Genomic DNA, 25087 nt, shown 5'->3' on the forward strand with positions numbered 1-25087 from the left:
ATGGAATTTGCCCATCTCGATCCGGCACACGGCGACCCGGTTTCGCGCGATTTTGACGATGTCTATTTCAGCCGGGACGGCGGCCTGGCTGAAACGCGCCATGTATTCCTGGCCGGCAACGACCTGCCCCGCCGCCTGTCACAGCACAGCCGCCCCTGGTTCTCCATCGGGGAGACCGGGTTCGGTACCGGGCTGAACTTCCTCGCTGCCTGGCAGGCCTGCAGGGACCAAAGCCCCGGTCTGCGTCTGCATTTCATCAGCACCGAACGCTATCCCATTCACCCGGATCAGTTGCCCGCTCTGCTGGCGCCCATGCTGGACGACCTGCCGGTGGGCCGGGAATTCCTGCGCGCCTGGTCGCATCTGGTGCCCGGCTGGAATCGTTTCAGCTTTGCGGATGCAGAACTGACCCTGTGGCTGGGCGATGCCACTGCCGGCTTCGAAGACTGCACTGCCCGTATCGACGCCTGGTTTCTGGACGGCTTCTCGCCGGCCCGCAACCCGGACCTGTGGCAACCCGATCTGTTCCGGGTCCTGGCCCGGCTCAGTCATGCGCAGACAACGTTCGCCACCTTCACCGTGGCCAGTCTGGTCCGCACCGGCCTGAGCGCCGCCGGCTTTCGGGTCGAGAAACGTCCCGGATTCGGCCGCAAGCGCCACTGCCTGCAGGGGCAGTTCATCGGCTTTCACGGCCCCCTGCCCTTTTCTGCCAGGCACTACTGGTGGCCTCGGCCAGCGCCAGTGGGCGGCCACAGCGTCGCCATTGTCGGTAGCAGTCTGGCTGCGGCCGAGCTGGCCGTGCGCTGCCGGCGCCGCCAGTTGGAGGTTACCGTCTATGCGCCCACGGACGCCGCACAGCCCTTCCCTGACACGGTGCAGGGTGCCGTCTATGCGCGCCCGGGGCTGGAGGCCGACCCGGCCACCTGCCACTATGCTGCGGCGCTGTCCTACCGCCTGCGCCAGTGGTCGACCGAGGGCGCGCACTGGCCGGGCCAGCGCACTGGCCTGCTGCAACTGATGCCGGCCGAGCGCTGGGACAGATTACTGAACAATCTGGCGGCCCATCCCTTTGCGCAACTGGTCCAGCCGCTGGCGGCCACCGCAGCCTCGCAGCGCGCCGGTGTCACGCTGACTCAGCCCGCACTCTGGTTCCGGGATGCCGGCTGGATCGCGCCGGCGGCCTATGCCCACCAGCTTTTGCAGGACTGCCGACAGATCAACGACCGCGTGCAGGCCCTTGAATACTCGGACGCCGGCTGGGCAGTCACCACCGCCGGCGGCAGCAGACACCGGCACGACGCCGTGCTGATCGCCGCCGGCGCCCGCTCGGACCAGTGGGCACAGACGGCGCACCTGCCGCTCAAACCCGTACGCGGGCAACTGACGGCCGTGGCCGGCGGTCAGGGTCCGCACTGCGTGGTCTGTGGCGAACGCTATGTCACCCCACCGGACAGCGAAGGCCGATGGCACTTCGGTGCCACCTTTACGCCCGGTGATTCAAATGACACCCTGCGCGCCAGCGACCGGCAGGACAACCTAGAAGCCCTGCGTTCACTGAGCGCCGAACTGGCGCAGCGGGCCGCAGCATCCACCGCGGCAGATCATGCCGCCGTCAGAGCCACCACGCCGGATTACCTGCCGCTGGCCGGTCCGATCCTGCAGGCTGATATCCGCGACCACGCCGACCCTCGCCACTGTTACGCGCCCTGGTCAGCGCTCTACTCCCCGGGCCTTTTCGTACTGACCGGTCTCGGCTCCAAGGGCCTTGCCTCGGCCCCGCTGCTGGCAGAGTATGTGGTCTGCCAGTTGACCGGTGAGCCGTTGCCATTCGGGCGCCAGCATGAAAGCCGCGTGCATGCCGAACGCCACTGGCTGCGCAACGGTCTGAGCGGGCGCCGACCGGTCACTGACCGCAGCAGAAAAAAGAAAACCGAGGATAAAGGGAACCCATGAGTCGCTACCGCCCGCCACGTGCCCGCCGCACCCCCATCATCACGCCGGAAGGCGAGCAGCTGTTGCGCCAGGAACTGCAGACCCTGTGGCAGGATGAGCGCCCCGTGGTGACGCAGGCCGTCTCTGATGCCGCCAGGAACGGCGACCGGTCGGAAAATGGCGACTATATCTACGGCAAGAAGCGACTGCGCGAGATCGACAGCCGGGTGCGCTTCCTGCGCCAGCGTCTGGACTCACTGCAGGTCGCCGGGGAGGTGCCCGCCGACCCCGCGAAGATCTATTTCGGCGCCTGGATCAGGCTGCAGGATGAAGACGACCAGACGCTGGTCCACCGCATCGTGGGGCCGGATGAATTCGACCGCCAGCCCGAGTTCATCAGCATTGACGGGCCCCTGGCCCGGGCGCTGCTGGGCAAGTCGCGTGATGACGAAATCACTGTGCAGACCCCAGGGGGAGAACGGCTGTTCTGGATCGACGCCATCGACTACAGCGGCGAACAGCGGCCTGCAGGCTGGTGAAAGCCGCCTGACATACCTGTAGTCCGCTGGGCAAACGCGGTACAATTCAGCCGCCCGACACCACCGTCTGAACCACAGGGAGCCCAGCGCATGGCGAGCCTTTTCGTCAACAATCTGACCGTGATCGACTTCAGCTATCTGGATGCTGAACGCGGCATTGTGGGAGAAAGCTGGATCGTCGATCTGGAACTGGGCGGCGAACTGAACGCTGAAGGCATGGTGTTCGATTTCGGCCATGTCAAGAAAGCCATCAAGACCGCGCTCGACAACGGTATGGATCATCGTTTCGTGATTCCCCTGCAACTGGACGGGTTGGAGGTCGAGCAGGGTCCCGAGTACAGCCGCATCCGGCGCCTCGCCGCAGATGGCAGCCTGATGCTGGATTACCGGGCTCCCAACCAGGCCTTCTACTGGCTGCAGGCCACAGCGGTTACGCCGCAGACTGCCCTGCGGGACCTGCAACAGCAGGTCCGGGCAGTGGTGCCAGCCAATGTACAGCAGATCAAGCTGTCACTGCGTACCGAAGACCATCAGGACGCCTATTATCACTATTCGCACGGGCTCAAGAAGCACGACGGCGACTGCCAGCGTATGGTCCACGGTCACCGCTCCCGCCTGATCATCGAGCAGGATGGCCGTCGTCAGCCGGAACTTGAACAGCAGTTCGCCAGGCACTGGCAGGATATCTACCTGATCACCCGCGAGGATATCCGGCAGGAAATCAAGGTGCTGGACACCCCATGTTATGCTATGAGCTATGAGGCCGCGCAGGGCCATTTTGAGCTGACCCTGCCGGTGACGCGCTGCGATGTGCTGGACACGGATACCACGGTGGAGCTGATTGCCCAGCACCTTGTGCACCGCCTGAGCGCCAGGGCACCTGACAGCCACTGGTGTGTGCGCGCCTTTGAAGGCGTCAACAAGGGTGCCATCGCCGCTCATCCGGCGGCCACAGCTCAGGCCCTCTGAACCCGAGCCAGCCACAGACAGAAGTCAGTCATTTGCAAACAGGACACTGCATGTCGATCCAGATATACAACTCTCTGCACAATCGCAAGGAACCCTTCCAGCCCCTGGACCCGGAGCGTGTGACCCTCTATGTCTGTGGCCCGACCGTGTACAACTACGTGCATATCGGCAATGCCCGGCCGGCGGTTGTGTTCGATACCTTTGCCCGCGTATTGCGCCTGTTCTATGCGCGCGTGGACTACGCCCGCAACATCACGGATATCGACGACAAGATCAACAAGGCGGCCCATGAAGCCGGCGAGGATATCGGCACCTACTCGCGTCGCTTCACCGCGGCCTACCATGAGGACATGGCCGCGCTGCACAACCTGCCGCCCACGATAGAGCCGCTGGCAACGGACCATCTGGACGTCATGCAGGAACTGATCGGCAATCTGATTCGGCGGGGCTTCGCCTATGAATCGGCAGGCCATGTGCTGTTTCGGGTCGAGGCCATGTCGGACTACGGGCGCCTGTCCAAGCGCCGCACCGAAGACATGATCGCCGGCGCCCGCGTGGAAGTGGCCGACTACAAGGAAAGCCCCATGGACTTTGTGCTGTGGAAGCCTTCCACGGAAGCCCATGAACCCGGCTGGGACAGCCCCTGGGGCTACGGACGGCCGGGCTGGCACATCGAGTGCACGGCCATGATCAACCGACATCTGGGGCCCACCATCGATATTCACGGCGGCGGTCATGACCTGATGTTCCCGCACCATGAAAACGAAGTGGCCCAGGGCACCTGCTGCCATGACGAGCCGGAAGACTATGTGCGCTACTGGATGCACAACGGCATGATCAATGTCGAGGGCGAGAAGATGTCCAAATCACTGGGCAACTTCATTACCGTGCGTGATCTGCTGACCCGCTATCCCGGCGAGCAGTTGCGCGTGGCCCTGCTGTCGGCCCAGTACCGCTCGGTCCTCAACTGGTCCGATGACCTGCTGGCGCAGGCCCGGCAGACTCTGGATCGATTCTATGGCGCCCTGCGCGACACCCAGAGCCTGCCGGCAGCGGATCTGAGTCCGGCCGAGCTGCGCGACAGCCCGGTGGTGCGCGCCCTGTGCGATGACCTGAACACGCCCCAGGCGCTGGCTGAACTGCATCAGTTGACGCACCGCATGTATCAGACCGGTGCTGCTGATGCAGAGCGCGCCAGGGCCCGTGCCGAGCTGCTGCAGGGGGCCCGCTTGCTGGGCCTGCTGAACCACAGCCCGGAGCACTGGTTCAAGGTACTGGCCGGCACTGCCAGCAGTGGCAATCAGGCGCTGACGCCGGAGCAGATCGAGCAGGCCCTGGAAGACCGCAAGGCGGCCAAGAAGGCGCGGGATTTTGCCCGCGCCGATGCCATCCGGGAAGAACTGGATGCGGCCGGGGTGGAAATACAGGACACCCGTGAAGGCACACGCTGGCAGTGGAAATGAACCCGGACATCAGCAGCGGAAATCGATCATGATCAAGCGTCTACTGTTACTGTTGATTCGCGGCTATCAGCGCTTTATCAGCCCGTTTACGCCGCCCCGCTGCCGCTTCTACCCGACCTGTTCGCAATACGCGGTGGAAGCCCTGGAAACCCATGGCGCCCTCAAGGGGTCATGGCTGGCGGCCAAGCGTGTGGTCAAATGTCATCCGCTGCACCCGGGCGGCATTGATCTGGTGCCCGGCACCAGCCGTAAGGAACCACAGCAGGATACAACCGAACCAGCCGGGACATCCGAGGACAGTCCGGATACGACCAAACAGAGAGAACATCGACATGATTGACGCCCAGTTGCTGCATATCCTGGCCTGCCCGGTGACCAAGGCGCAGGTCTATCTGAGTGAAGACAAGACCGAACTGGTCTGCCTGGCCAGTCGCCTGGCTTATCCGATTCGGGATGACATCCCCGTCATGCTGGAAGAAGAGGCCCGCCCCATCGAACAGGCGGAATACGACCGGCTGCACAAGAAATATCGGTGATACATGAAAGCACTGTTACTGGTTGCGCACGGCAGCCGGCTGCAAAGCAGCAATGAAGAATTCGACGCCCTGGCTGGGCGCGTCAGGGCCACTGTCGGCAACGATTATGATCAGGTCGCCACGGCTTTTCTGGAATTGACCGAACCCGGCATCGACACCACGCTCGAACGGCTGGTGGCCGAAGGTGCAGTGTACATCCGGGTTCTGCCCTGCTTTCTGCTGGCCGGCACCCATGTGCGCAACGATCTGCCGCGTCTGGTGCAGGCCGTCCGTGCACAGCACCCCGAAGTCCGGATCGACCTGTTGTCGCATCTGGCCGCCGATACCGGCTTTGTGGATTATCTGACCGGTCTCTGCAGGCCCTGAGCCCTGCTCACGCATTCGGGCCAAAGCACCATGCGTGGCCAAGGGCCACCGCCTGCAGGTTTTTGCGTGGCCAGCGCTCAGCCGGCAATCTCCAACTGGATATTGCGCTGTTCCAGATCAACACTCTGCACCTTGACCTGAACCGGCATTTCCAGGCGGAACACGCCTCGCCCGGTATGATGCTCCTGCAGCACCGGGTCAAATTCCGCCTCCCGATCCCGCCAGCCCTTGACGTTGACAAAGCCACTGATGCCAAGGCCATCGAGTTGTACTGAAAAGCCGTTCGGCGTGACATGCTGAATGCTGCCCGCCAGCACTTCACCTTCACGCGGCTTCAGGTAGATGGTTTTCAGCCAGTGCTCGGTAAAGTTGGCAATGGCTCGCTGAGTGGACTGCCCCGCCTGCAGCAACTCCAGTTGCTCCGCACCCAGTTCGGGCACGGACTGGCCCCGCCACAGCGCCTTTAGCTGGCGGTGCAACATCAGGTCCAGATACTTACGGATCGGGGAGGTCACCGTGGTGTAGTGACTGAAACCCAGCCCCCAGTGCGGACGCGGCCTGGTGCCCAGCTCGGTACGCCGATAGAACTTGCTCAACAGCCGGTCCAGCGGCAAGTCCTGGCGCGCACGGGCTTCCTGCAGCACCGGTAGCATGGTGCTGAACTCGGTCAGGTCCTGCGGCGCGCTGCCCAGTGTCTTTTCCAGCAGCGCACGCACGGTCTCCTGCTGATCGTCCCGGAAGCCGTCGTGGCAGAGGAAGAGCCCCACACCCTGCTCTGCCAGATAACGCGCCGCCAGATGGTTGGAGAGCAGCATGACTTCTTCCACCATCTGCTGGGCCCGGTTGCGGGCTTCCTCTTCGATCGCACTCACATGCCCCCGCTCGTCGAGGTGCAGACGGTAATCCGGCCGTTCCGGCATCACCATGCAGCGCTGCTGACGGAAATCACTGAGCCGTGCGGTCAGGCGATCCAGCGCCTGCAATCCGGCCAGCAGGTCGTCTGCGGACAGCGACACCTCGCCGTCCGGCGCCGGCAGCACCTCGGTGTCGATGACCTGCCCTGCAGCCAGCCAGGCACTGACAGCGGTATAATTCAGTTTGGCCCGAGAACGGATGCGGGCAAAACTGAAGCGCGTATCGGACGCCGCCCCCGAGGCCTTGTCGACTCGGGTCTGCAGCAGCAGCGCCGGGCGCTCCACGCCGGCCTGCAGCGCACACAGGTCCACGGCGACCTCCGGTGGCAGCATGTGCAGTGTTTCACCGGGCAGATAACTGCTGCTGTGGCGGCGCAGTGCTTCCTGATCCAGTGCACTGCCCGGCGCCACAAACAGGCTGGGGTCTGCAATGGCTATACTGAGCTGCCAGTGATCATCAGCTTCGGCGACACAGACGGCATCATCCATATCCTGCGTCTGACGACCATCTATGGTAACCAGAGGCAGGTCGGTCGCATCTTCGTAATCGTCCTGGGCCGCCAGCATTGCTGCCGGGTCCAGCGCTGCCACTTCACGCTGCACTGCTGCCGGAAACTCGGCACCGGCATCAAAGCGGGCCTTGGCCACCAGATGCTCGATGAAGGGGGTATCATCATCACCCAGTATGGCATCGACACGCGCCAGTGCGCGGCCGTCTTCATAGGGGTGGCGTTTCAGTGTGCAGCGGATCCAACTGCCCACAGGGGCCGTCTCGGCACCCTTGTGGACCAGTGCGACCCAGCGATTGAACCCATGCAGATCGGGCTTTACCCATTTGCGCCCGTTCTTTTCCACCAGCCTGCCGACAAACTGTTGCAGACTGGAATCGAGCAGTTGCTCCGGCTGCGCCTGCGAGCGGCCATCCTGCTCCACCAGGCTGAATTCGATCTGGTCACCGGGCAGCAGCTTTTTCATGGCCTCCGGGTTCAGAAAATGACTGTCCCCTTCTTCGGTGACCACAAAGCCGTAGCGGTTCTGGGTTCCTCGAACCCGGCCCGACAGCAGCACCTTGGCTTCATCAAACTGGTTTTTCAGCGCCGCGAGCTGCGACAACGCGTTGGGATCAAGCATGCAGAGAGGGCTCGTGTACAGTGGGAAATGGCAGAATGCGGCGCCATTATACCGATTTGCAGCAGCCGGGAACACCGTTGGGCGCAGGCTGGCCCAACGGTTGTTCCCGCAGCGGCGATCAACTGCTGTGCTTCGAGCGTTCGGGGATCAGACCGCTGGGGGCAAAGCGCAGCACCGTGAGCAGAATCAGCCCCATCAACACATAACGCATATAAACGGCGCCGGAAATCAAATGGTTGCGCAGCCAGTTGTCCTCGCTCATGGCCATGGTCACATTGGCCATGAACCAGTGGCCGAAGGGTTCGGACTGAACCCACACGAACCAGATGATGAAGCCGCCCAACACCGCGCCCCAGTTGTTGCCGGAACCGCCAAGAATGACCATGACCCAGATCAGGAAGGTATAGCGCAGCGGTATATAGGTAGTCGGCGTCAACTGGCCGTCCAGCGTGGTCAGCATGGCGCCGGCCACACCGACCACCGCACAGCCCAGCACGAACACCTGCAGATGCCGATGGGTGACATTCTTGCCCATGGCCGCTGCCGCGTCACGGTTGTCGCGGATGGCTCGCATCATCCGCCCCCAGGGCGACTTCAGGGCACGTTCCGAGAACCAGAAGATGGTGACCAGGACGATCAGGAACAATACGACGTAGATCACCTTCAGCGCCAGCGCGATCGCGGCCCGGGTTTCATCCATGCCAAAGAAGTCGTTTATGCTGACAAACCAGTGGGCCAGCATGACCTCCGTCTGCGGCGGCGCGGGGCGTGGCAGGCCGGTCACATTCTTGACGCCGCGGGTCAGCCAGTCTTCATACTTCAGGATGGCGATGATGATCTCGGCAATGCCCAGCGTGGCAATGGCCAGATAATCGGCCCGCAGGCCCAGCGCTACCTTGCCGATCAGCCAGGCTGCGCCGGCGGCAACCAGGCCGCCCAGCACCCAGGAGATGATGATCGGCAGGCCCAGACCGCCGAGGAAGCCAGTTTCCCCCGGGTTTACCGCTTCTATCCGATCGACTGCCGGCAGGTAGAACACCCGGATCAGGAAGAAACCGGCAATGATGAGTACCACCGTGGTCAGCGTCTTGTATTGCGCCGGCACCTTGCGACGAGCCACCATCACGGCAGCAACCGTGGCAAGCAGCAGCAGCAGGGAAAGCATGATGCCACTGCCACCGGCGGCCCAGGCCTCCGGCACGGGAGGGTAGGACACCAGCATGGCGGTAAGCCCGCCCAGGGCCGTGAACCCCATCACCCCGAAATTGAGCAGGCCGCCGTAGCCCCACTGGATATTGACCCCCAAAGCCATGATTGCGGAAATCATGCACATCATGAGTATGCCGAAGGCGACATTCCAGCTCTGAAAGATGCCGGTGCCAATCAGGACCACGGCCATAATTGCGAAATAAAGTGCGCCCCGTGATGTCATCGTTCAATCACCTTACCGCGAATAATCCCGGTTGGCCGCACCAGCAGCACAACCACCAGAATGATGAAGGAAACCGCGAATTTATAGTTGGTCGACATCAACTGCAGCATTGAGTCGGGTACCCAGTCAGCCGGACCCAGCAAGCCCACAACCTGGCGGAAGGCATAGGTCACCATGACCTCCGAATAGGCCACCACGAAGGCACCCAGAATGGCGCCCACGGGCTGGCCAATGCCGCCGAGAATAGTTGCAGCAAAGATGGGCAACAGCATCTGCAGGAATATGAAGGGCTGATAAACCTTGTCCAGCCCGTACAGCGTGGCTGCGGTAGCTGCCAGTGCGGCTGTGATCATCCAGGCAATCATGACCACGCGATCCGGGTTGATGCCGGACAGCAGTGACAGGTCCTCATTGTCTGAATAGGCGCGCATGGCCTTGCCGGACTTGGTCTTCTGCAGGAACCAGAACAAGGCAGCCATCACAACCAGTGCAACGACGAAGGTGATCACCTGCGTCTGACGAATGGCAATGCCCTGACTCAGGCCGGTGAGTTCACGAAACTCGAACGCAGAAATCAGGAAACGCTCGCCATCTGCAAAATGCTGATGCTGAGGTCCGATAATAAAGCGAATCAGGCCCGCCAGCAGAAACATCAACCCGATTGATGCCATGGCGAAAGTAATGGGGCTGGCCCGATTGTGCCGGTAGAACCGGTACACAAAGCGATCCGAGAGCAGTGCCACAGTGATCGCCGCCAGAATGCCTACGGGCAGGGCCAGCAGAGCCGTTGGCAGCGGGTGGATGCTTACGCCCATTCCCTGCAGACCCCAGGTGGCCAGAATGGTTGCCATGGCACCGAATGACATCAACTCGCCATGGGCAAAATTGGCAAAACGCAGAATACCGAATATCAGCGTTACGCCCAGAGCACCCAGAGCCAGTTGCGCACCATAAGCCGTGGCCGGAATGAGTACAAAATTCGCAAACATTGCGAATGCATTCAGGATGTCCATCTACCCCCCCAGGAAAGAGCGCCGAACTTCGGCATTGGCCAGCAGTGCTTCGCCGGTATCGGTAAAACGGTTCTGGCCCTGCACCAGCACAAACCCCTGGTCGGCAATTTCCAGTGCCTGACGGGCATTCTGTTCAACCATGAGAATGGCGATACCGGTTCGGGCCACTTCGATGATGCGATCGAAAAGATCGTCCATGACGATGGGTGACACACCAGCCGTTGGCTCATCCAGCATCAGCAGCTTGGGCTGTGTCATCAGCGCCCGGCCGACTGCGACCTGCTGGCGCTGCCCACCAGACAGCTCACCTGCAAGCTGGTAGCGTTTTTCATACAGGACGGGAAAGAGTTCGTAGACCTGCTCCATGGTTGGCGCGATGTTGTCCTCCCGAATGAAGGCACCCATTTCCAGGTTTTCCTGCACTGTCATCAAGACAAAGACATTCCTGTTCTGTGGCACCATGGCCATGCCTTTCGGCACTCGGTCCTGAGGTGGCAGATGCGTTATGTCCTGACCATCCAGCAGCACGGAACCCTCGGTGAGATTCAGCATGCCGAAAATCGCCTTCATCGCGGTTGATTTGCCGGCGCCATTGGGGCCCACGACCACGGCAACCTCGCCGCGCTCCACCGTAATGGAGCAGTCCTCGATGATATTGGCCCCGCCGTAGCCACAGGTCATGTGGGTTGCTGCCAGATAGCTCATGCGGTGGACTCCTTTTTGCGTCGGCGTTTGCCACCCACGCCAAGATAAGCCTCGATCACCTCTTCGTTGTTCTTCACCTCTTCCACCGTGCCCTGGGTGAGCACCCGACCCTCTGCCATGACAATAACCGGATCACACAGACGACCGATAAAATCCATGTCGTGCTCGATCATGCAGAAGGTATAGCCGCGCTCCTGGTTGAGGCGCTGAATCGAGGTGCCGATGGTTTGCAACAGGGTCCGATTCACACCGGCGCCCACTTCATCCAGAAAGACAATCTTGGGATCGACCATCATGGTGCGACCAAGTTCCAACAGCTTCTTCTGCCCGCCGGACAGGTTGCCTGCAACCTCGTTTTCCAGATGTGAAATCTCGAGAAAATCGGCCACTTCACGAGCCTTTTCATATACCTGCCGCTCCACTTCCAGTACATGCCGGAAGTTGAACCAGCTGTTGCGCAGGTCCTCTCCTGGCTGATCAGCAGGCACCATCATCAGGTTTTCCAGCACGGTCAGCGAAGAAAACTCGTGCGCAATCTGAAAGGTCCGCAGCATGCCCTTGGCGAAGAGCTCATGCGGTTCCAGCCCGGTAACATCCTCACCATTGAGAAATACCGACCCGGATGTAGGCTTGTGCACGCCAGCGACAATATTGAACAGCGTCGTCTTGCCCGCACCATTGGGGCCGATCAGCCCGGTGATGGTGCCTTCCTCGATAGTCAGGGAAACATTGTCAACTGCGTGAATGCCGCCGAAGTGCTTCGACAGATTCTGTACCGAAATCATTCATACCTCCGCGAGAATAGAATCGATCAGGGAGGAGCCCTGATCGATTCACTGCGTTGTTGTCGACTCGCGGAATTTTAGTGGTATTTGACGGTTTCGAACTGGCCGCCACGGACGACGGTCTCACGGAAGTTGCCCGCAGACTCGCCCGGCTCGATCAGTTCGACAGCACTGGCACCGATATAGTTGATTTCGCCGCCATTGACGAGAATTTCCAGCGCCTTGGCCAGTTCGCCCGGATAGATTTCCTCACCCGGTGCGTTGGCAATGCTCATGATGTGGTCCTTGTAGACCGAGCTGTCGGTGGAGTTGGCAGACTGCATGGCCAGCAGAATCAGGGCCGACGCATCATAGGCTTCCGGAACAAAGGGATCGTCACCGGCATAACCTTCGGCAGCGCTGATCTCTGCCATCAGGTCCACGCCCGGGCTGTCGGAACCGGGGTTGGTACCGATGGAACCGTCAATGGCAGAGCCAAAGTGGTCAGTGAGAGATGAGCCGACCATGCCGTCAGGCAATACGAAGCGCTCGAAAGCACCCGTATCCAGAGAAGCCTGAATAATGCCGCGACCACCCTGATCCAGGTAGCCGGCTACAATCAGTACCTCACCACCGGCGGCTGCCAGCGAAGCGACTTCCGAAGAATAGTCGGCACGGCCGTCTTCGTGCGAGGACATGGTGGTAATGGTGCCACCCTGATCTTCGAAAGCAGACTGAATCGCATCGGCCAGCCCACGCCCGTAGTCGTTATTGGTATAGGTCAGAGCTGCAGACGAGATGCCCTGTTCACTCAAGATTTCGCCGATAATCACACCCTGACGGGCATCGGAGGGTGCTGTACGGAAAAAGTAGCCGTTGTCTTCAATGGTGGTCAGCGCCGGAGAAGTCGCTGACGGCGAGATTGTCACCACGCCGGCATCGGCGATGACGTTATTGATCACGGCAGTGGTCGGACCCGAGCAGGTCGGTCCGTTGATGCCGTGCACGCCATCTGAAGTTACCAGACGCTCAGCGGCGGCTACCGCAGCTGCCGAATCGATACAGGTGCTGTCGGCGCGGATGATTTCCACCGTGCGACCGCCCAGAAAAAGACCACTTTCCGAGATCTCCCGGATCGCATGCTCACCACCTTCGGCCATAGGCCCGACCAGTGATTCGGTAGGGCCCGAGAAGCCCTGCAACATGCCGATCTTCACGGGTTCGTCTGCAAACGCCGTAACCGACCCTGCGGCGCATGCCATGGCCACCAAAATTCGCTTCATCATTGTGTAGTACCCCCTTCTGCCTTGTTGGCTTTTTTTTGTCTCACTGTCCCGGTGAGCCAGCATTTTCAGATCTGACTGCGTGCTGAAAACGTGGCTTTACACGAACTATTCATGAGTCGATCATGGTTTGAATCTCATGTCAACTTGATTACAGAGCAGAAACCGGACAGCAGGCCGCTCAAGGGCGCGCCCCGGACGGCTCTGACATCAGGTGAACACTGCCCTGCAGAAACACCGACCAGCAGGATGACGGCAGTGCCGTCACTCGTTACTATGGCGCCTTCAGTCTCGGGAAACCGCAGATACTTTCATGCCCGACATCTTTGACACCTTCTGGTTCAACCTGCTGCAGCATTTTGTGGTGGCCCTGGCAATTCCGGTGCTGGTGGGTCATTTCTGCGCCTCACGTTCATCCTGGGAACGCCTGTCCATCATCGTGATCTGCTTTGTTGTGCTGTGGGTACTCTGGACCGCCATGCTCACCATGCAGGTGCATGCCGATCTCGCCCTGCTGCTGTCAGCCATTGCCGTTTATACGTTCATACGCAGCGTGGCGCGACTGCGCCGAACACCCGTGGAGAAAGAGGGAAAGGAAGACAAGGGAGAAAACAGCGAGGCGTCCTGATTGCCTGCACTCGCTTACAGACGGAATGCGTGCGCCTCACCGGTAAACGGACACTCGAACTGCAGTCCGATCAGGTCCAGCTGCACCAACTCCAGCGGGCTTTCATCCGCTTCCTCGGGTGGCGCCAGCAGCTCGGTGGCTGTCATCAGTTCGCCCGCGGCAGGCAGGCTGACACCCAGTACTTCAGCCCAGCGCAACAACTGCTCCGGAGACAACCCCGCACCCTCAATTTCAACCCGGGTTGTGCGCGTCGCAGCCTGGTACTCCAGACGGTGCAGCACCAGGGCAGGCAGCCCTGCCGCCTGCGCAGCTTCAGCCATCAGCGGTGAGGCGCTGCCGTCGGCACTGCGCAGTCGTGGCCCCTGGTCACCATGCATCAGCAGGCGCCAGCGCGTCTGCATATCGCCCTGATCCCACAGCGTCTGCAGGCCGGCACTGGCCCTGCGATGATGACTGACCACCACCAGGCCACGTGCAGCTGCCGGCACCCGGTTGCACAGCCATACCGGGCGCTGTTTGTGAAAATGCAGCTCGGCCTGCCGCTCCAGGCTGTTGTGATCCCCCCAGTCGGAACCTGCAGCAAATGCCCCGATCGGTTTCTGCCAGACAGAATATATGTCCTGATCATGCAGGCACTGACATGGGCGCAGAGGCTGATCCAACAGCGCCTCGTCGTAATAGACTTCCAGGACATCACCGACCCGGAGATCGCTCATGGCGCGCCGCAGTCGGTAACGGGGGGCTTCATCCCGACGCAGCCAGACACCGCCGGCATTCATCAGTTTCTTGAGCCGGGATTTGGACAGATTCACGCTGTCGAGCAGAAAGTCGATGGCAATCAGTGCATCGGTGTCTTCCACTTCCAGTGCCACGCTGGTACGCAAGGTGGTCTCCCGCTTCAGGGTTTTCAGGGGACGCCGATTATGCGTTGCGACCGCCGGCAACTCAACCATCCATGCGACCGCAAGGGACGTATAAACGCAGTATAGGAACTACAATGACACCACCCCCCCACTAATATGAGGCTGGTTCAAACCGTGCTCGGACACCCCACCATGCGCAAGACTCTCCCTGCATTGATCGCCGTTGCGCTGCTGGCATTGGGCTGGTGGGGCTATCATCAGTTGACCACTCAGCCTGACACGCCCCGTGCCAGCGGTGGCGGCAGCGCACGTGGGCTGATGGGCGGGCGCGTCGGCGCGGGCAACATGAATACCACCGAGCCGGTGGTACAGACTCTGCGCGCCGAATTCTCGGATCGTCAACCGGCACTGCAGCTCTATGGCCAGACTCTGTTCGGACGCAGTTGGCAGATCACCAGTGATCTGGGCGCCCGCATAGAGCAGATTCACATCAGTGAGGGTGATCGAGTCGAGGCCGGAGATGCACTGGTGAGCCTGGACGCCCGTGAACTGGAACGCAGCCTGAGCCGAGCCCGCGCCGAGGCCACCGAACTGGCTGCCCGCATCCGCCAGGAGCGTCTGCAGGGCGAATCGGATGCGCGCGCCCTGGCGCTGGAAGAAGAACTGCTGGCCCTGAACGAGCAGGCGCTGAGCCGGATTCAGGGGCTGGCCGAGCGCAACCTGGCCGCCGCCGCTGATGTCGAGGCGGCACGGCGCAACGTGATCACGCAGCAGCAAAGTATAGAGAGCCGTCGGCTAGCAGTGGACCGGCTCGATGACAACCTGGATCAGCTCAATGCCCAACTGGCCAGCCTGCAGCAGGACATTGCCGACCTGGAAGAAGACCTGACGCTGACCAGTATCACGGCGCCGGAAACCGGCCTGGTTGAAACCATTCTGGTGCAGCCCGGCCAGCGCATCAGCGCCGGTACCGAGCTGATGGTACTGCAGAGTACGGACAGCTTTCAGGTCCGCGCCACCCTGCCCGCCTCCCGTGCCGGCCTGCTCAGCAGAGAAGAACCGCTGACCGGCGTCATGACCTGGCAGGGAGACACCACCGAACTGAGCCTGCAGAGCTGGGGTATTCGCAACGAAGACGGCGGCATACCCGTGACCTTTGCGCTGACCTCGCCTCGGCCACCCTTGCTGGCTGGCCAGTTCGGCACGCTGACCGTCATGCTGCCGACCGTGGAGTCGGTGCTGGCCCTGCCCTCGGGCGCCATCTATGGCAATAATCGGGTCTATACTGTGGACCAGGGTGACCGTTTGCAGGGTCATACGGCCCGAATCGTGGGCCAGGACCCGCAACATCCCGGCGAGCGCTATCTGGTGACGGCGCCGACAGTAGCAGACGGCGACCGCCTGCTGACTACCCGTCTGCAGCGCCCGGAGACCGGCCTGCGGGTACAGCCACTGCGCACCAATGATCGCCCCGAGACCCTGGATGCCCCTGACCGGCCCGGCGCCATACAGGGTTCAGCACCACTGGGCGGCCCACAATGAAGGACCTGATTGCCTATTTTGCCCTGCATCGCGTGGCGGGCAACATTGTCATGTTCCTGACCATTCTGGCCGGGCTCTGGGGCTTTCAACAGCTCAACTTTCAGCTCTTTCCGACCTTTACCTTCAGTTCCGTACAGGTCAATACCAACTGGTCCGGGGCGGCGGCGGAGGACGTTCAGGAAGCCGTCACCATTCCGTTGGAAACCGCCTTGCTGGCCCTGCCCGAAGTCAGAGGCGTACGCAGTACCAGCACCGAGGGTCGGTCGCAACTGCGGGTGACTCTGTCCGAAGGTCTGGAGTTCGAAGATGTGCAGACCGCACTGACGGAAACGGTCAATGGTGTCAGCCTGCCCAGTGACGCCTCGGAGCCCACGGTGCGTCAGGGTGCCTTTCGAGAGAACGTGGGCAGCATTCTGATCTATGGCGATGCGCCGGTGGCCCGGCTGTCGGAGCTGGGCCAGCGCTATGCACGTGAACTGCGCCTGGCCGGTATCGCCGAGGTGAGTCTGGACGGCACCGTCAGCGAAACCCTGACCATTCATGTACCGAGCGAACAGTTGCTGGCGGTGAACCTGACGCTGAACGAACTGGCCCAGCGCATCAGCCAGCAGAACATCAACGCGCCGGCCGGCACGCTGGAAGCCGATGGCCAGACCCTGCAGTTGCGGGCCCAGGGCCAGTCCATGCTGCTGACCGAATTGGCGCGCCTGCCGGTGCGTCAGACCAGCGGCGGTGGTGCCATCCTGCTGGGCGATATCGCCACCTTCGAATCGGAAGTCGAGCGCAACCAGAGCTATTACTTCAGGGGCCAGCCCGCGGTGCGGCTGAACCTGTCACGACAGGAAGACGACAACTCGCTGGAAGTGGCCCGCATCATGAACCAGTGGCTGGAACAGACACGGCCGGGCCTGCCACGGGGCGTGGAGCTGCACACCTACCGGGAAAGCTGGCAGACACTGATGTCACGCCTGAACATGGTGGTGGAAAACGGGCTGTTGGGCATGGTGCTGGTGATCACGGTGCTGTTCATCTTCCTCAACAGCCGCCTGGCCTTCTGGGTCGCCGCCGGCATTCCCATCTCGTTCATGGCCACTTTCCTGTTCATGGGCCTGAACAACATCACCATCAACATCATTTCGCTGTTCGGCTTCATGATTGCCATCGGCATCATAGTGGACGATGCCATAGTGGTGGCCGAAGATACCCAGGCCCAGCGGGATCAGGGTGAAACCAGCGGCCGCGCCGCAGTCAATGCGGCCAGGCGCATGTTTCCCCCGGTGCTGGCGTCATCCCTGACCACCATCGCGGCCTTTCTGCCGCTGACACTGGTTGGCGGTCGTTTCGGCAGCCTGATGGTGGACATACCGCTGGTCGTGGTCTGTGCCATTGTCGCCTCGCTGATCGAGTGCTTCATCATCCTGCCGGCACACCTGCATCACAGTCTGAAAAACACCGATGGCAAGCCACCCAGCCGCTTTCGCCAGACCATCGACCAGGGCTTTCTTACCTTCCGCGAACGCTGTTTCCGGCCCACGGTCCGTTTTTCGGTGCGCCATGGGCTGATCACCGTCAGCGCCATGGTGGCGGCGGTACTGCTGACGCTGGGGCTGATCCGGGGTGGTGTCGTGCCCTGGACCCCGTTCCCGAACCTGGAAGGCACCAGCATGAATGCCCGGGTCAGCTTTACCCCGGACTCCACCCCGCAACAGGTGGAAGACTATATGCGCCAGCTCGAAGCGGCACTCTATGAGACCGAGCTTCTGCTGGACTACAACTTTGTGGACACCGCCGTCTACAGCGTCAATCGGCGCGGTCTGAGCGGTCGCATCGATGTCGAACTGGTGGCCGCCCGTGACCGCCCCTACTCGACCCTGGAGGTACTGAACGCCTGGCGGGAGCAGATGCCCATGGTCTCCGGGCTGGAGCAACTGGCCTTCACCCGCGTGCGTGGCGGCCTCGACAACCCGGATGTCACCATCCAGGTGAGTGGCGACAACGCCGACATTCTGAAGGATGCCTCACTGGCACTGCAGAACCGCCTGTTCGAACTTGGGGGGCTTAGCGACATCGAGGATGACCTGCCGTTTGGTACCGAACAGTTGCGCTTCCGCCTGTCCCAGCAGGGCCAGGCGCTGGGCCTCAGCCTGAGCGAGGTCAGCACCTATGTGGCCAATCAGTTGCAGGGGCTGGAAGTGCAGCGCTTCATTGTGGCCGGCGAAACCATTCCGCTGAATCTGCAACTGCCCGAGCAGGAAACACGCAACTTCAGGGCCTGGGAGATTCTGCCCTATCGCCTGCCCAATGGTGGCTGGGCACCACTGGGCGAGTTGCTGACGGCCGAATATGGCGAAGGCATCGACCGACTGCAGCGCACCGATGGCCGTATGGACATCGAAGTCTATGCCAGCTTCGTGGACGACAGTGAACGCGCCGCCCTGCTGAGCGAAATAGAACAGCAGGTATTGCCGGAGATGTCGGCCGCCACCGGCATCGCCATGACCCTGACCGGCGAACGGCAGGAAGAAGAGGAGACCGCCCGTGACATGCTGCTGGCCCTGGCTGCGGCGCTGGTCACCATGTATCTGATTCTGGCCTGGGTCTTCAGCGCCTGGACCTGGCCTCTGGTGGTACTGGTAACCATCCCGTTCGGCCTGACCGGGGCCATATTCGGTCACTGGGTACTGGACCTGCAGCTGTCTTTCCTGTCCCTGTTCGGACTGTTCGGCCTGTCTGGCATTGTGGTCAATGATTCCATCGTGCTGATTTCCTTCTACCGCCGGCTGCGGGATGAAGGCCATACCATGGAGGACGCAGTGGTCGAGGCGGCCTGTCAGCGCCTGCGCGCAGTCCTGCTGACGTCCATTACCACCATTGCCGGCTTGTCGCCGCTGCTGTTCGACAGCTCGATCGACGCCCAGTTCCTGCAGCCACTGGCGGCCGGCATCGTGTTCGGCCTGATGTTCAGCACCTTGCTGATTCTGCTGCTGGTCCCTACCCTGTTACTCTGGATGGAGCGCCTGAACCAATGGATTGACCGACTGAGGCATCGACCGGACCATGCCGTTGAACCTTTCTGACCGACCGTTATGGCTGTTGCCGCTGCTGCTGATCACCGGCTGTGCGTCCCTGACCACGCCCGATTTCGGCTCCGAACTGGCCCTGTGCCAGGAGCAGCTGCTGGCTCGCCCCGGCGATGGTGACATCACCCGTGACAGCAGCGTCTACCGGCCCGCCGAGCAGCCCTATTTCGGCATCAGCCGCGTCAACGCAGCCTTTGCCGTCGACAGTCTGGATGGCACTGCCTTCGCAGAATGGAAGACGCGCGTGGTGCAGGACAGCTGGCAGGAACTGGCCGCCCACCAGCAGCGTACCCTGGGCACCGAGATGACCTCGAGCCGCAGCTGTCTGGTGGCGCTGGCCCAGACCACACCGCAGGCCGACTGGGCGGCCTATGCTGACAGTGCCCGTGACCACGACCTGTATCGGGACTGGCAGCGCTGGGTTGGGCTCTACCCCCTGACCTCGCTGGTGGTCAGTTCCCGTATCCGCAGCGCCCAGGCCGACTGGCGGCGCGATTATGGCGGCCCCTTTGCGGCAGACGGCCACATCTACCACCCGGCAACCGAACACCAGACTGACCCCGACACCGTGCGGGACTGGCTGCAGCAGGCCTATGACAACAGCCCGCTCGACCTGCCGCACCTGCCGACAGAACAACTGCAGGCCCTGCAACAGCAACATGCGCCCGCATTCAAGGTATTGCAGGACTCGGCGGCTGACCAACTGGGCAGTGTGACCGCCATGGACGGAGAACCCAGCTTCACAACCGAGCCGGCAGTGGCCTATATCGACCATGGCTACACACGTTTCGAGGGTCAGTGGCTGCTGCAGCTGAGCTACACCCTCTGGTTCAGCGAGCGCCCGAAGGGTCATGCACTGGATATCTACGGCGGCCCCTGGAACGGCATCACCTGGCGCGTCACCCTGGACACGGCAGGTCAGCCCCTGTGGTTCGATGCCATCCACAACTGTGGCTGCTACCACCAGATCTGGGTCGATGAGCGCCATCTGGCACGTGATGACATAGGACGCGAAGAGCCACTGTTTCTGCCGTTCGACTGGCAGGGCCGACCACGGCTGACGCTGCTGCCCGGCACGCACTACATTCGGCGCGTGGTGGACGCCGAGCAGGCGCCGGAAGGCGCCATTACAGGCCAGTCCGACTATGAACTGGCGGCTTATGACACCCTGCTGACGCTGCCGGATCAGGGGTCAGCCGACAGTGTACCGGTGTCGATGTTCAGGCCCGACGGTCTGGTCGCCGGATCAGAACGGCTTGAACGTCTGCTCCTGTGGCCCTTTGGCGTGCAGTCTCCGGGGGCCATGCGGCGCAACGGGACGCACGCCATTGCCTTTGTCGGCAAGCGTCATTTTGATGACCCCGACCTGTTCGAGCAATTGCTCGAACCGGTCAGGGACTGAGCGCAGCGCTATTCGCCACCCTTGGTCTGAGAGGCCTTGCCTGTGGTCCCGGTTTTGCCGGTGCCGCCGCTCTTCTGCACTATCTTGCCCAGACCCTCACTAAGATGCCCCAATAACTCCACCGGCAACGGGAACACGATGGTGGAATTCTGCTCGCCGGCAATGTCGATCAGTGTCTGCAGATAACGCAGCGTCATCGCATTGGGGCTCTTCGACAGCTCTTTTGCCGCATCCGTCAGCTTGGCCGCCGCCTGGGATTCACCCTCGGCATGGATGATCTTGGCGCGCCGTGAGCGCTCGGCTTCGGCCTGCCGCGCGATGGCGCGAATCATGCTCTCGTCGAGATCCACATGCTTGATCTCGACATTGGTGACCTTCACACCCCAGGCATCCGTGTGTTCATCCAGAATTTCCTGGATATCCGAGTTGAGCTTGTCACGTTCGGACAGCATCTCGTCCAGTTCATGCTTGCCCAATACCGACCTGAGCGTGGTCTGTGCCAACTGGCTGACCGCGTCATAGAAGTGCTCGACATTGATGATGGCTGCTTTCGGGTCCACCACGCGGAAGTAGACCACGGCATTGACCCGCACCGAGACGTTATCCTGACTGATCACATCCTGAGTGGGCACATCCATCACCACGATGCGGAGATCCACCCGCTCCATGGTCTGAATAAACGGAATGATGATCACCAGGCCCGGGCCCTTCACACTCTGGTAACGCCCCAGCAGGAAAACCACACCGCGTTCGTATTCACGCAGTATGCGGATGGCATACAGCAACAGCAGGACAACAAAACCCACCAGTACCGCTATGGTATAGAAGCCGATCATGGACATCAGTTCTTCTCCCCTATGGTTTCTGGTCGGCCGCCGGCTCGTCCAGCGGCTCGACTTGCAGTTTCAACCCCTTCTGTTCAGTCACCCGGACCGCCTGGCCCGGCTGCACGACACCCGGCACAGACGCCCGCCACAGCTCACCGTTGACCAGCACCTGCACCACATCACCCTGCGCACTGCGTACCACACCACGCAGACCCACCATGGCCTGATCACTGGGCACCGTCTTCATGCGCAGCACCTTGCCGACAGCCAGCACAATATAAAGCACCACGATACCGCTGACGGCAGCTACTGCACCTATGACCTCGTATGGCATTTCCATCCCCGGTACATCCGTATCAATCAGCATGATGGAGCCCAGAACCAGCGCCACCACACCCCCAATGCCCAGTATGCCGAAACTGGGCACAAAGGCTTCCGCCACAATCAGCAACGCACCCAATGCCATCAGTGCCAGCCCCACATAGTTGATGGGCAGCATCTGCAGCGCATAGAGCCCGAGCAGAAGGCTGATTGCGCCGATCACACCCGGCACCAACGAGCCCGGGTTGTAGCCTTCGAGAATCAGGCCGTAGATGCCGATCAGCAGCAACAGATAAGCAATCTGCGGGCTGGTGATCAGGGCCAGAAATTCGTTTCGCCAGTCCGGATCATAGTCCAGTATGGGCAGGTCTGCCGCCTCGATGATCTGAGTGCTGTGCTCCATCTGCACCACACGGCCGTCGGCCTGGGCAATCAGATCCTCGATATCGGTCGCCACGATATCCACCACATTCTGCGCCAGGGCCTCACTGGCGGTCAGGCTGACCGCCTCCCGTACCGCTCGTTCAGCCCAGTCCGCGTTGCGACCATGGCGTTCGGCCAGGCCGCGGATATAGGCCACCGAATCATTGATGACCTTGCGCTCTGCGGCACTGAGGCCCTCGGTTTGTTCCTCGGCTTCGGCGGCATCCTCTTCTTCGCGTGCGGTTTCATCCGCAGCCTCTTCGTCATCGGGCAACAGGTCATCCACTACCGGCACATCGGTCTGCAACGCCAGGCTGCCGCCCATCTGTACCGGAGTGGCCGCCCCCAGGTTGGTCGACGGTGTCATGGCCGCAATATGGCTGCCATAGAGAATATAGGTGCCGGCGCTGGCCGCACGAGCCCCGGCCGGGTGCACATAGGTGGCCACGGGCACCGGTGACTGCAGAATGGCCTGGATGATGTCCCGCGTGGCCGCGTCCAGGCCGCCGGGCGTATCCATGCGAATCACGATCAGACGGGCGCCGTCCGCTGTGGCACGCTCCATGCTGCGGGTGAGATAATCCGTGGTGGCCGGACCGATGGCACCATCCAGCGTCAGTTTGGCCACATGCGCCTGCCCGGTTTCATCCGCCGGCACCGAAGACAACAGCAGGCCCAGACCCAATGCCAACAGGCCGCCGAGACGCAGTGCGTGTCGCCTGAATGTCCGCTCTACCTTCATCTGCACGATAATTGCCACTCCATACCCTGCGCCCACTCCTGATGGCGGTGCGCTTGGAACAGTGCCACCGGGCCGTTGCACAACCCGTCAGACTCTCTCCAAGAGTATGGTCCGCGCAGCGAAGAATTCAAAATTCTGTACACTTTAATTTGGATCAGGGCAGGCGGCTTACACCGTGAGACTATTTTGACTCATTGCTTGAACTGGGCGGGTTCTTTTGCCATTCTGAAGCAGGAAAGGATGGTGATGATTGTTGTTCGCTGGCATTTTTTTGGCGTTGCTCCGTGCAAGGTCGGTTCACCACCTTTCCCCTAGGGAAAGCCAAATCAATAAAGAGCATATATAGAGGAGCGGTAAAGCGCTTCCACAGTAACGAGGGTAAAACAATGACGTTGAAATCACTGATCAAGACATCCGGCATCTCTGCGGTGGCACTGGCCGTGGGCTTGTCGTCCTTCGCCGCACAGGCGCAGGACGTCTGGCGGTATGCACACGAGGAATTCGAAGACGACGTGCAGGACGTCTTCGCCTACAAGTTCAAGGAATACGTGGAAGACAATTCTGACCATACCGTGCAGGTTTTCCGCTTCGGTGAACTGGGTGAGTCCGATGACATCATGGAGCAGACCCAGGCCGGCATTCTGCAATTCGTCAATCAGTCGCCCGGTTTCACCGGCTCCCTGATTCCGGAAGCACAGATCTTCTTTATTCCGTATCTGCTGCCGACCGATGAAGAAACCGTGATCGACTTCTTCAACAACAGCGTGGCCATCAACGAGATGTTTCCGGAGATGTACTCCGAGCAGGGCCTCGAACTGCTGCAGATGTACCCGGAAGGCGAAATGGTCATAACGACTGACGAAGTCGTCCGTTCACCGGAAGACATGCGCGGCAAGAACATCCGCACCATGACCAACCCGCTGCTGTCCGAAACCTACCGGGCCTTCGGCGCCTCGCCGACACCACTGCCCTGGGGTGAAGTCTATGGCGGTCTGCAGACCGGCATCATCGACGGACAGGAAAACCCGATCTTCTGGATCGAGTCCGGCGGTCTGTATGAAGTGTCGCCCAACCTGCTCTTCACCGGTCACGGCTGGTTCACCACGGCCCTGATGGCCAACCAGGACTTCTACGACGGCCTGTCATCTGACGACCAGCAATTGGTGCAGGATGCGACTGAATTTGCCTATGATTACATCATTGATCACATTTCAGGGCTGGCCGACGACATGCTGGAAGCCATCCTGGAACGCAGTGATGACGTCACCGTGACGCGTCTGGATGAAGATGAAATCCAGGCCTTCCGTGAGCGTGCACCACAGGTGGAAGAACGCTTCCTGGAAATGACCGGTGATCGCGGCGCCGAGCTGCTGGAGCAGTTCAAGGCCGATCTGGAAGCCGTCTCCAACTGATAGCCGCTCGCCAAGAGCTACTGTCAGAATAAAAACTAGAAACGGACTGCCTCCTCCGGGGGTAGTTCGACCTGGCATCCGGGCTGCAGTTGCATGTGGCCCGGGTGTTGGTTGGGCAAGGCTGAATGGAGCACTCATCCCATGTCTGATTCACCCACTCAGGAGCACAGATCTTCTCTGCCTGGCATCCTGGGGCATATTGATAACTTTCTTGCCAAGGCGGAATCCCTGATTCTGGCGCTCGGCGTATTGCTGATGGCGCTGAATACCGTTGCCAATGTCGTCAGTCGTTTCACCTTGGGCGAAAGTCTGCACTTCTCGGAAGAAGTGAACCGTATTCTCATTGTGATGATCACCTTCGCCGGCATCGGTTATGCCGCCCGTCATGGTCGTCACATCCGCATGTCAGCCATCTATGACGCGTTGCCGTACAGCGCGCGCCGCGTACTGATGATCATCATTGCAGCCATTACCGGCACCATCATGTTCCTGCTGTGCTACTGGTCCATCGGCTATGTACATGGCAACCTCCGTACCGGCAGGGTCCTGCCCACTCTGGGCTACCCGATCTGGTTCATTTATATCTGGGTTCCCATCGGCCTGGCCGTCACCGGGATTCAGTACTGGATGACCGCCATCAAGAACATCACCACCCGTGATGGTGAAATCTACCTCTCCACGGCTGTCACCGACGGTTACGACGAAGAGGAAGAAATGCTGGCGGAACTGCAGGACGAACTGGCAGAGAAACAGGACAAGCCAGGTACCCGGTCCCAACAAGAAAAAGACTGAGCCGTTAA

22 protein-coding genes are annotated in these 25087 nt (G+C 61.0%); 13 read left to right on the forward strand and 9 right to left on the reverse strand.

Annotation, left to right across the window (positions count from 1 at the left end; genetic code table 11):
* From mnmC to E4656_RS05315, 7 genes are all read left to right on the forward strand, one after another.
* Entirely contained in the window at window positions 1–1953 is a 1953-nt protein-coding gene (gene mnmC / locus E4656_RS05285) for a bifunctional tRNA (5-methylaminomethyl-2-thiouridine)(34)-methyltransferase MnmC2/FAD-dependent 5-carboxymethylaminomethyl-2-thiouridine(34) oxidoreductase MnmC1 (RefSeq protein ID WP_135481795.1), read from the forward strand.
* A complete protein-coding gene (greB, locus tag E4656_RS05290) occupies window positions 1950–2471 on the forward strand; it encodes a transcription elongation factor GreB (protein ID WP_135481797.1) in 522 nt (173 codons plus the stop codon). The genes mnmC and greB overlap by 4 nt, the downstream gene beginning before the upstream one ends.
* Before the next feature lie 90 nt (window positions 2472–2561).
* A complete protein-coding gene (locus E4656_RS05295; protein WP_135481798.1) occupies window positions 2562–3440 on the forward strand; it encodes a 6-carboxytetrahydropterin synthase in 879 nt (292 codons plus the stop codon).
* Window positions 3441–3490: 50 nt separating this feature from the next.
* Entirely contained in the window at window positions 3491–4903 is a 1413-nt protein-coding gene (cysS, locus tag E4656_RS05300; RefSeq protein WP_135481800.1) for a cysteine--tRNA ligase, read from the forward strand.
* A 28-nt stretch (window positions 4904–4931) separates the two neighbouring features.
* The gene (gene yidD, locus E4656_RS05305) at window positions 4932–5243 is read left to right on the forward strand and encodes a membrane protein insertion efficiency factor YidD (protein ID WP_205849098.1); all 312 of its coding nucleotides are present in this window, start codon (window positions 4932–4934) and stop codon (window positions 5241–5243) included.
* Window positions 5236–5439 (forward strand): Trm112 family protein, encoded by a 204-nt coding sequence (locus E4656_RS05310; RefSeq protein ID WP_476703729.1) that lies wholly within the window; start codon window positions 5236–5238, stop codon window positions 5437–5439. The genes yidD and E4656_RS05310 overlap by 8 nt, the downstream gene beginning before the upstream one ends.
* Window positions 5440–5442: 3 nt before the next feature.
* The gene (locus tag E4656_RS05315; protein ID WP_135481802.1) at window positions 5443–5805 is read left to right on the forward strand and encodes a sirohydrochlorin chelatase; all 363 of its coding nucleotides are present in this window, start codon (window positions 5443–5445) and stop codon (window positions 5803–5805) included.
* Between the two features lie 77 nt (window positions 5806–5882).
* Here the strand turns inward: E4656_RS05315 and E4656_RS05320 are convergent, their stop codons facing one another.
* The 6 genes from E4656_RS05320 to E4656_RS05345 all read right to left on the reverse strand — a co-directional run bounded on the left by E4656_RS05320 (window position 5883) and on the right by E4656_RS05345 (window position 13050).
* Window positions 5883–7850, reverse strand: coding sequence for a VacB/RNase II family 3'-5' exoribonuclease (locus tag E4656_RS05320; RefSeq protein ID WP_135481804.1), 1968 nt, complete (start codon window positions 7848–7850; stop codon window positions 5883–5885).
* Between the two features lie 118 nt (window positions 7851–7968).
* Window positions 7969–9282 (reverse strand): branched-chain amino acid ABC transporter permease, encoded by a 1314-nt coding sequence (locus E4656_RS05325; protein WP_135481805.1) that lies wholly within the window; start codon window positions 9280–9282, stop codon window positions 7969–7971.
* Window positions 9279–10271 carry a branched-chain amino acid ABC transporter permease gene (locus E4656_RS05330; RefSeq protein ID WP_205849099.1) on the reverse strand — a complete coding sequence of 331 codons (993 nt, stop codon included), beginning with the start codon at window positions 10269–10271 and terminating at the stop codon, window positions 9279–9281. The genes E4656_RS05325 and E4656_RS05330 overlap by 4 nt, the downstream gene beginning before the upstream one ends.
* Window positions 10272–10295: 24 nt before the next feature.
* Window positions 10296–11000, reverse strand: a complete 705-nt coding sequence (locus tag E4656_RS05335) for an ABC transporter ATP-binding protein (protein ID WP_135481809.1) — start codon at window positions 10998–11000, stop codon at window positions 10296–10298.
* Window positions 10997–11785: an ABC transporter ATP-binding protein gene (locus E4656_RS05340; RefSeq protein ID WP_135481811.1), complete on the reverse strand. Its 789-nt coding sequence runs from the start codon at window positions 11783–11785 to the stop codon at window positions 10997–10999. Before E4656_RS05340 ends, E4656_RS05335 begins: the two co-directional genes overlap by 4 nt.
* Window positions 11786–11862: 77 nt before the next feature.
* Complete coding sequence (locus tag E4656_RS05345; protein WP_240753897.1) at window positions 11863–13050, reverse strand: ABC transporter substrate-binding protein; 1188 nt, start codon at window positions 13048–13050, stop codon at window positions 11863–11865.
* 310 nt (window positions 13051–13360) lie between these two features.
* On the opposite strand from E4656_RS05345, the gene E4656_RS05350 reads away from it, so the two are divergent.
* On the forward strand, window positions 13361–13675 hold the full coding sequence (locus E4656_RS05350; RefSeq protein WP_135481813.1) for a hypothetical protein: 315 nt from the start codon (window positions 13361–13363) through the stop codon (window positions 13673–13675).
* 14 nt (window positions 13676–13689) lie between these two features.
* Here E4656_RS05350 and E4656_RS05355 read toward each other — a convergent pair whose 3' ends face one another.
* Window positions 13690–14559 (reverse strand): hypothetical protein, encoded by an 870-nt coding sequence (locus tag E4656_RS05355; protein WP_135481814.1) that lies wholly within the window; start codon window positions 14557–14559, stop codon window positions 13690–13692.
* Between the two features lie 171 nt (window positions 14560–14730).
* Here E4656_RS05355 and E4656_RS05360 point away from each other — a divergent pair, with 171 nt between their 5' ends.
* From E4656_RS05360 to E4656_RS05370, 3 genes are read left to right on the forward strand one after another with little or no spacing between them, the layout of a single operon-like run.
* A complete protein-coding gene (locus tag E4656_RS05360; protein WP_167855945.1) occupies window positions 14731–16080 on the forward strand; it encodes an efflux RND transporter periplasmic adaptor subunit in 1350 nt (449 codons plus the stop codon).
* Window positions 16077–19157: an efflux RND transporter permease subunit gene (locus tag E4656_RS05365; protein WP_135481818.1), complete on the forward strand. Its 3081-nt coding sequence runs from the start codon at window positions 16077–16079 to the stop codon at window positions 19155–19157. The genes E4656_RS05360 and E4656_RS05365 overlap by 4 nt, the downstream gene beginning before the upstream one ends.
* A complete protein-coding gene (locus E4656_RS05370; RefSeq protein ID WP_135481819.1) occupies window positions 19144–20562 on the forward strand; it encodes a hypothetical protein in 1419 nt (472 codons plus the stop codon). The genes E4656_RS05365 and E4656_RS05370 overlap by 14 nt, the downstream gene beginning before the upstream one ends.
* Window positions 20563–20570: 8 nt before the next feature.
* On the opposite strand, the gene E4656_RS05375 is transcribed toward E4656_RS05370, so the two are convergent.
* Window positions 20571–21398, reverse strand: coding sequence for a slipin family protein (locus E4656_RS05375; RefSeq protein ID WP_205849129.1), 828 nt, complete (start codon window positions 21396–21398; stop codon window positions 20571–20573).
* Between the two features lie 19 nt (window positions 21399–21417).
* Window positions 21418–22875: an NfeD family protein gene (locus E4656_RS05380; protein WP_135482291.1), complete on the reverse strand. Its 1458-nt coding sequence runs from the start codon at window positions 22873–22875 to the stop codon at window positions 21418–21420.
* 386 nt (window positions 22876–23261) lie between these two features.
* On the opposite strand from E4656_RS05380, the gene E4656_RS05385 reads away from it, so the two are divergent.
* Window positions 23262–24287 carry a TRAP transporter substrate-binding protein gene (locus E4656_RS05385; RefSeq protein ID WP_135481823.1) on the forward strand — a complete coding sequence of 342 codons (1026 nt, stop codon included), beginning with the start codon at window positions 23262–23264 and terminating at the stop codon, window positions 24285–24287.
* Window positions 24288–24428: 141 nt separating this feature from the next.
* The gene (locus E4656_RS05390; RefSeq protein WP_135481824.1) at window positions 24429–25079 is read left to right on the forward strand and encodes a TRAP transporter small permease; all 651 of its coding nucleotides are present in this window, start codon (window positions 24429–24431) and stop codon (window positions 25077–25079) included.
* The last annotated feature ends 8 nt before the right edge of the window (window positions 25080–25087 follow it).

This window comes from Natronospirillum operosum (assembly GCF_004768465.1).
Lineage (GTDB): Bacteria > Pseudomonadota > Gammaproteobacteria > Pseudomonadales > Natronospirillaceae > Natronospirillum > Natronospirillum operosum.

Excerpts from the sequence above, each read along its gene's own strand:
- mnmC (WP_135481795.1), top strand. The coding sequence starts at position 1 with ATGGAATTTGCCCATCTCGATCCGGCACACGGCGACCCGGTTTCGCGC.
- greB (WP_135481797.1), top strand. The coding sequence starts at position 1,950 with ATGAGTCGCTACCGCCCGCCACGTGCCCGCCGCACCCCCATCATCACG.
- E4656_RS05295 (WP_135481798.1), top strand. The coding sequence starts at position 2,562 with ATGGCGAGCCTTTTCGTCAACAATCTGACCGTGATCGACTTCAGCTAT.
- cysS (WP_135481800.1), top strand. The coding sequence starts at position 3,491 with ATGTCGATCCAGATATACAACTCTCTGCACAATCGCAAGGAACCCTTC.
- yidD (WP_205849098.1), top strand. The coding sequence starts at position 4,932 with ATGATCAAGCGTCTACTGTTACTGTTGATTCGCGGCTATCAGCGCTTT.
- E4656_RS05310 (WP_476703729.1), top strand. The coding sequence starts at position 5,236 with ATGATTGACGCCCAGTTGCTGCATATCCTGGCCTGCCCGGTGACCAAG.
- E4656_RS05315 (WP_135481802.1), top strand. The coding sequence starts at position 5,443 with ATGAAAGCACTGTTACTGGTTGCGCACGGCAGCCGGCTGCAAAGCAGC.
- E4656_RS05320 (WP_135481804.1), bottom strand. The coding sequence starts at position 7,850 with ATGCTTGATCCCAACGCGTTGTCGCAGCTCGCGGCGCTGAAAAACCAG.
- E4656_RS05325 (WP_135481805.1), bottom strand. The coding sequence starts at position 9,282 with ATGACATCACGGGGCGCACTTTATTTCGCAATTATGGCCGTGGTCCTG.
- E4656_RS05330 (WP_205849099.1), bottom strand. The coding sequence starts at position 10,271 with ATGTTTGCGAATTTTGTACTCATTCCGGCCACGGCTTATGGTGCGCAA.
- E4656_RS05335 (WP_135481809.1), bottom strand. The coding sequence starts at position 11,000 with ATGAGCTATCTGGCAGCAACCCACATGACCTGTGGCTACGGCGGGGCC.
- E4656_RS05340 (WP_135481811.1), bottom strand. The coding sequence starts at position 11,785 with ATGATTTCGGTACAGAATCTGTCGAAGCACTTCGGCGGCATTCACGCA.
- E4656_RS05345 (WP_240753897.1), bottom strand. The coding sequence starts at position 13,050 with ATGATGAAGCGAATTTTGGTGGCCATGGCATGCGCCGCAGGGTCGGTT.
- E4656_RS05350 (WP_135481813.1), top strand. The coding sequence starts at position 13,361 with ATGCCCGACATCTTTGACACCTTCTGGTTCAACCTGCTGCAGCATTTT.
- E4656_RS05360 (WP_167855945.1), top strand. The coding sequence starts at position 14,731 with ATGCGCAAGACTCTCCCTGCATTGATCGCCGTTGCGCTGCTGGCATTG.
- E4656_RS05365 (WP_135481818.1), top strand. The coding sequence starts at position 16,077 with ATGAAGGACCTGATTGCCTATTTTGCCCTGCATCGCGTGGCGGGCAAC.
- E4656_RS05375 (WP_205849129.1), bottom strand. The coding sequence starts at position 21,398 with ATGATCGGCTTCTATACCATAGCGGTACTGGTGGGTTTTGTTGTCCTG.
- E4656_RS05380 (WP_135482291.1), bottom strand. The coding sequence starts at position 22,875 with ATGAAGGTAGAGCGGACATTCAGGCGACACGCACTGCGTCTCGGCGGC.
- E4656_RS05385 (WP_135481823.1), top strand. The coding sequence starts at position 23,262 with ATGACGTTGAAATCACTGATCAAGACATCCGGCATCTCTGCGGTGGCA.
- E4656_RS05390 (WP_135481824.1), top strand. The coding sequence starts at position 24,429 with ATGTCTGATTCACCCACTCAGGAGCACAGATCTTCTCTGCCTGGCATC.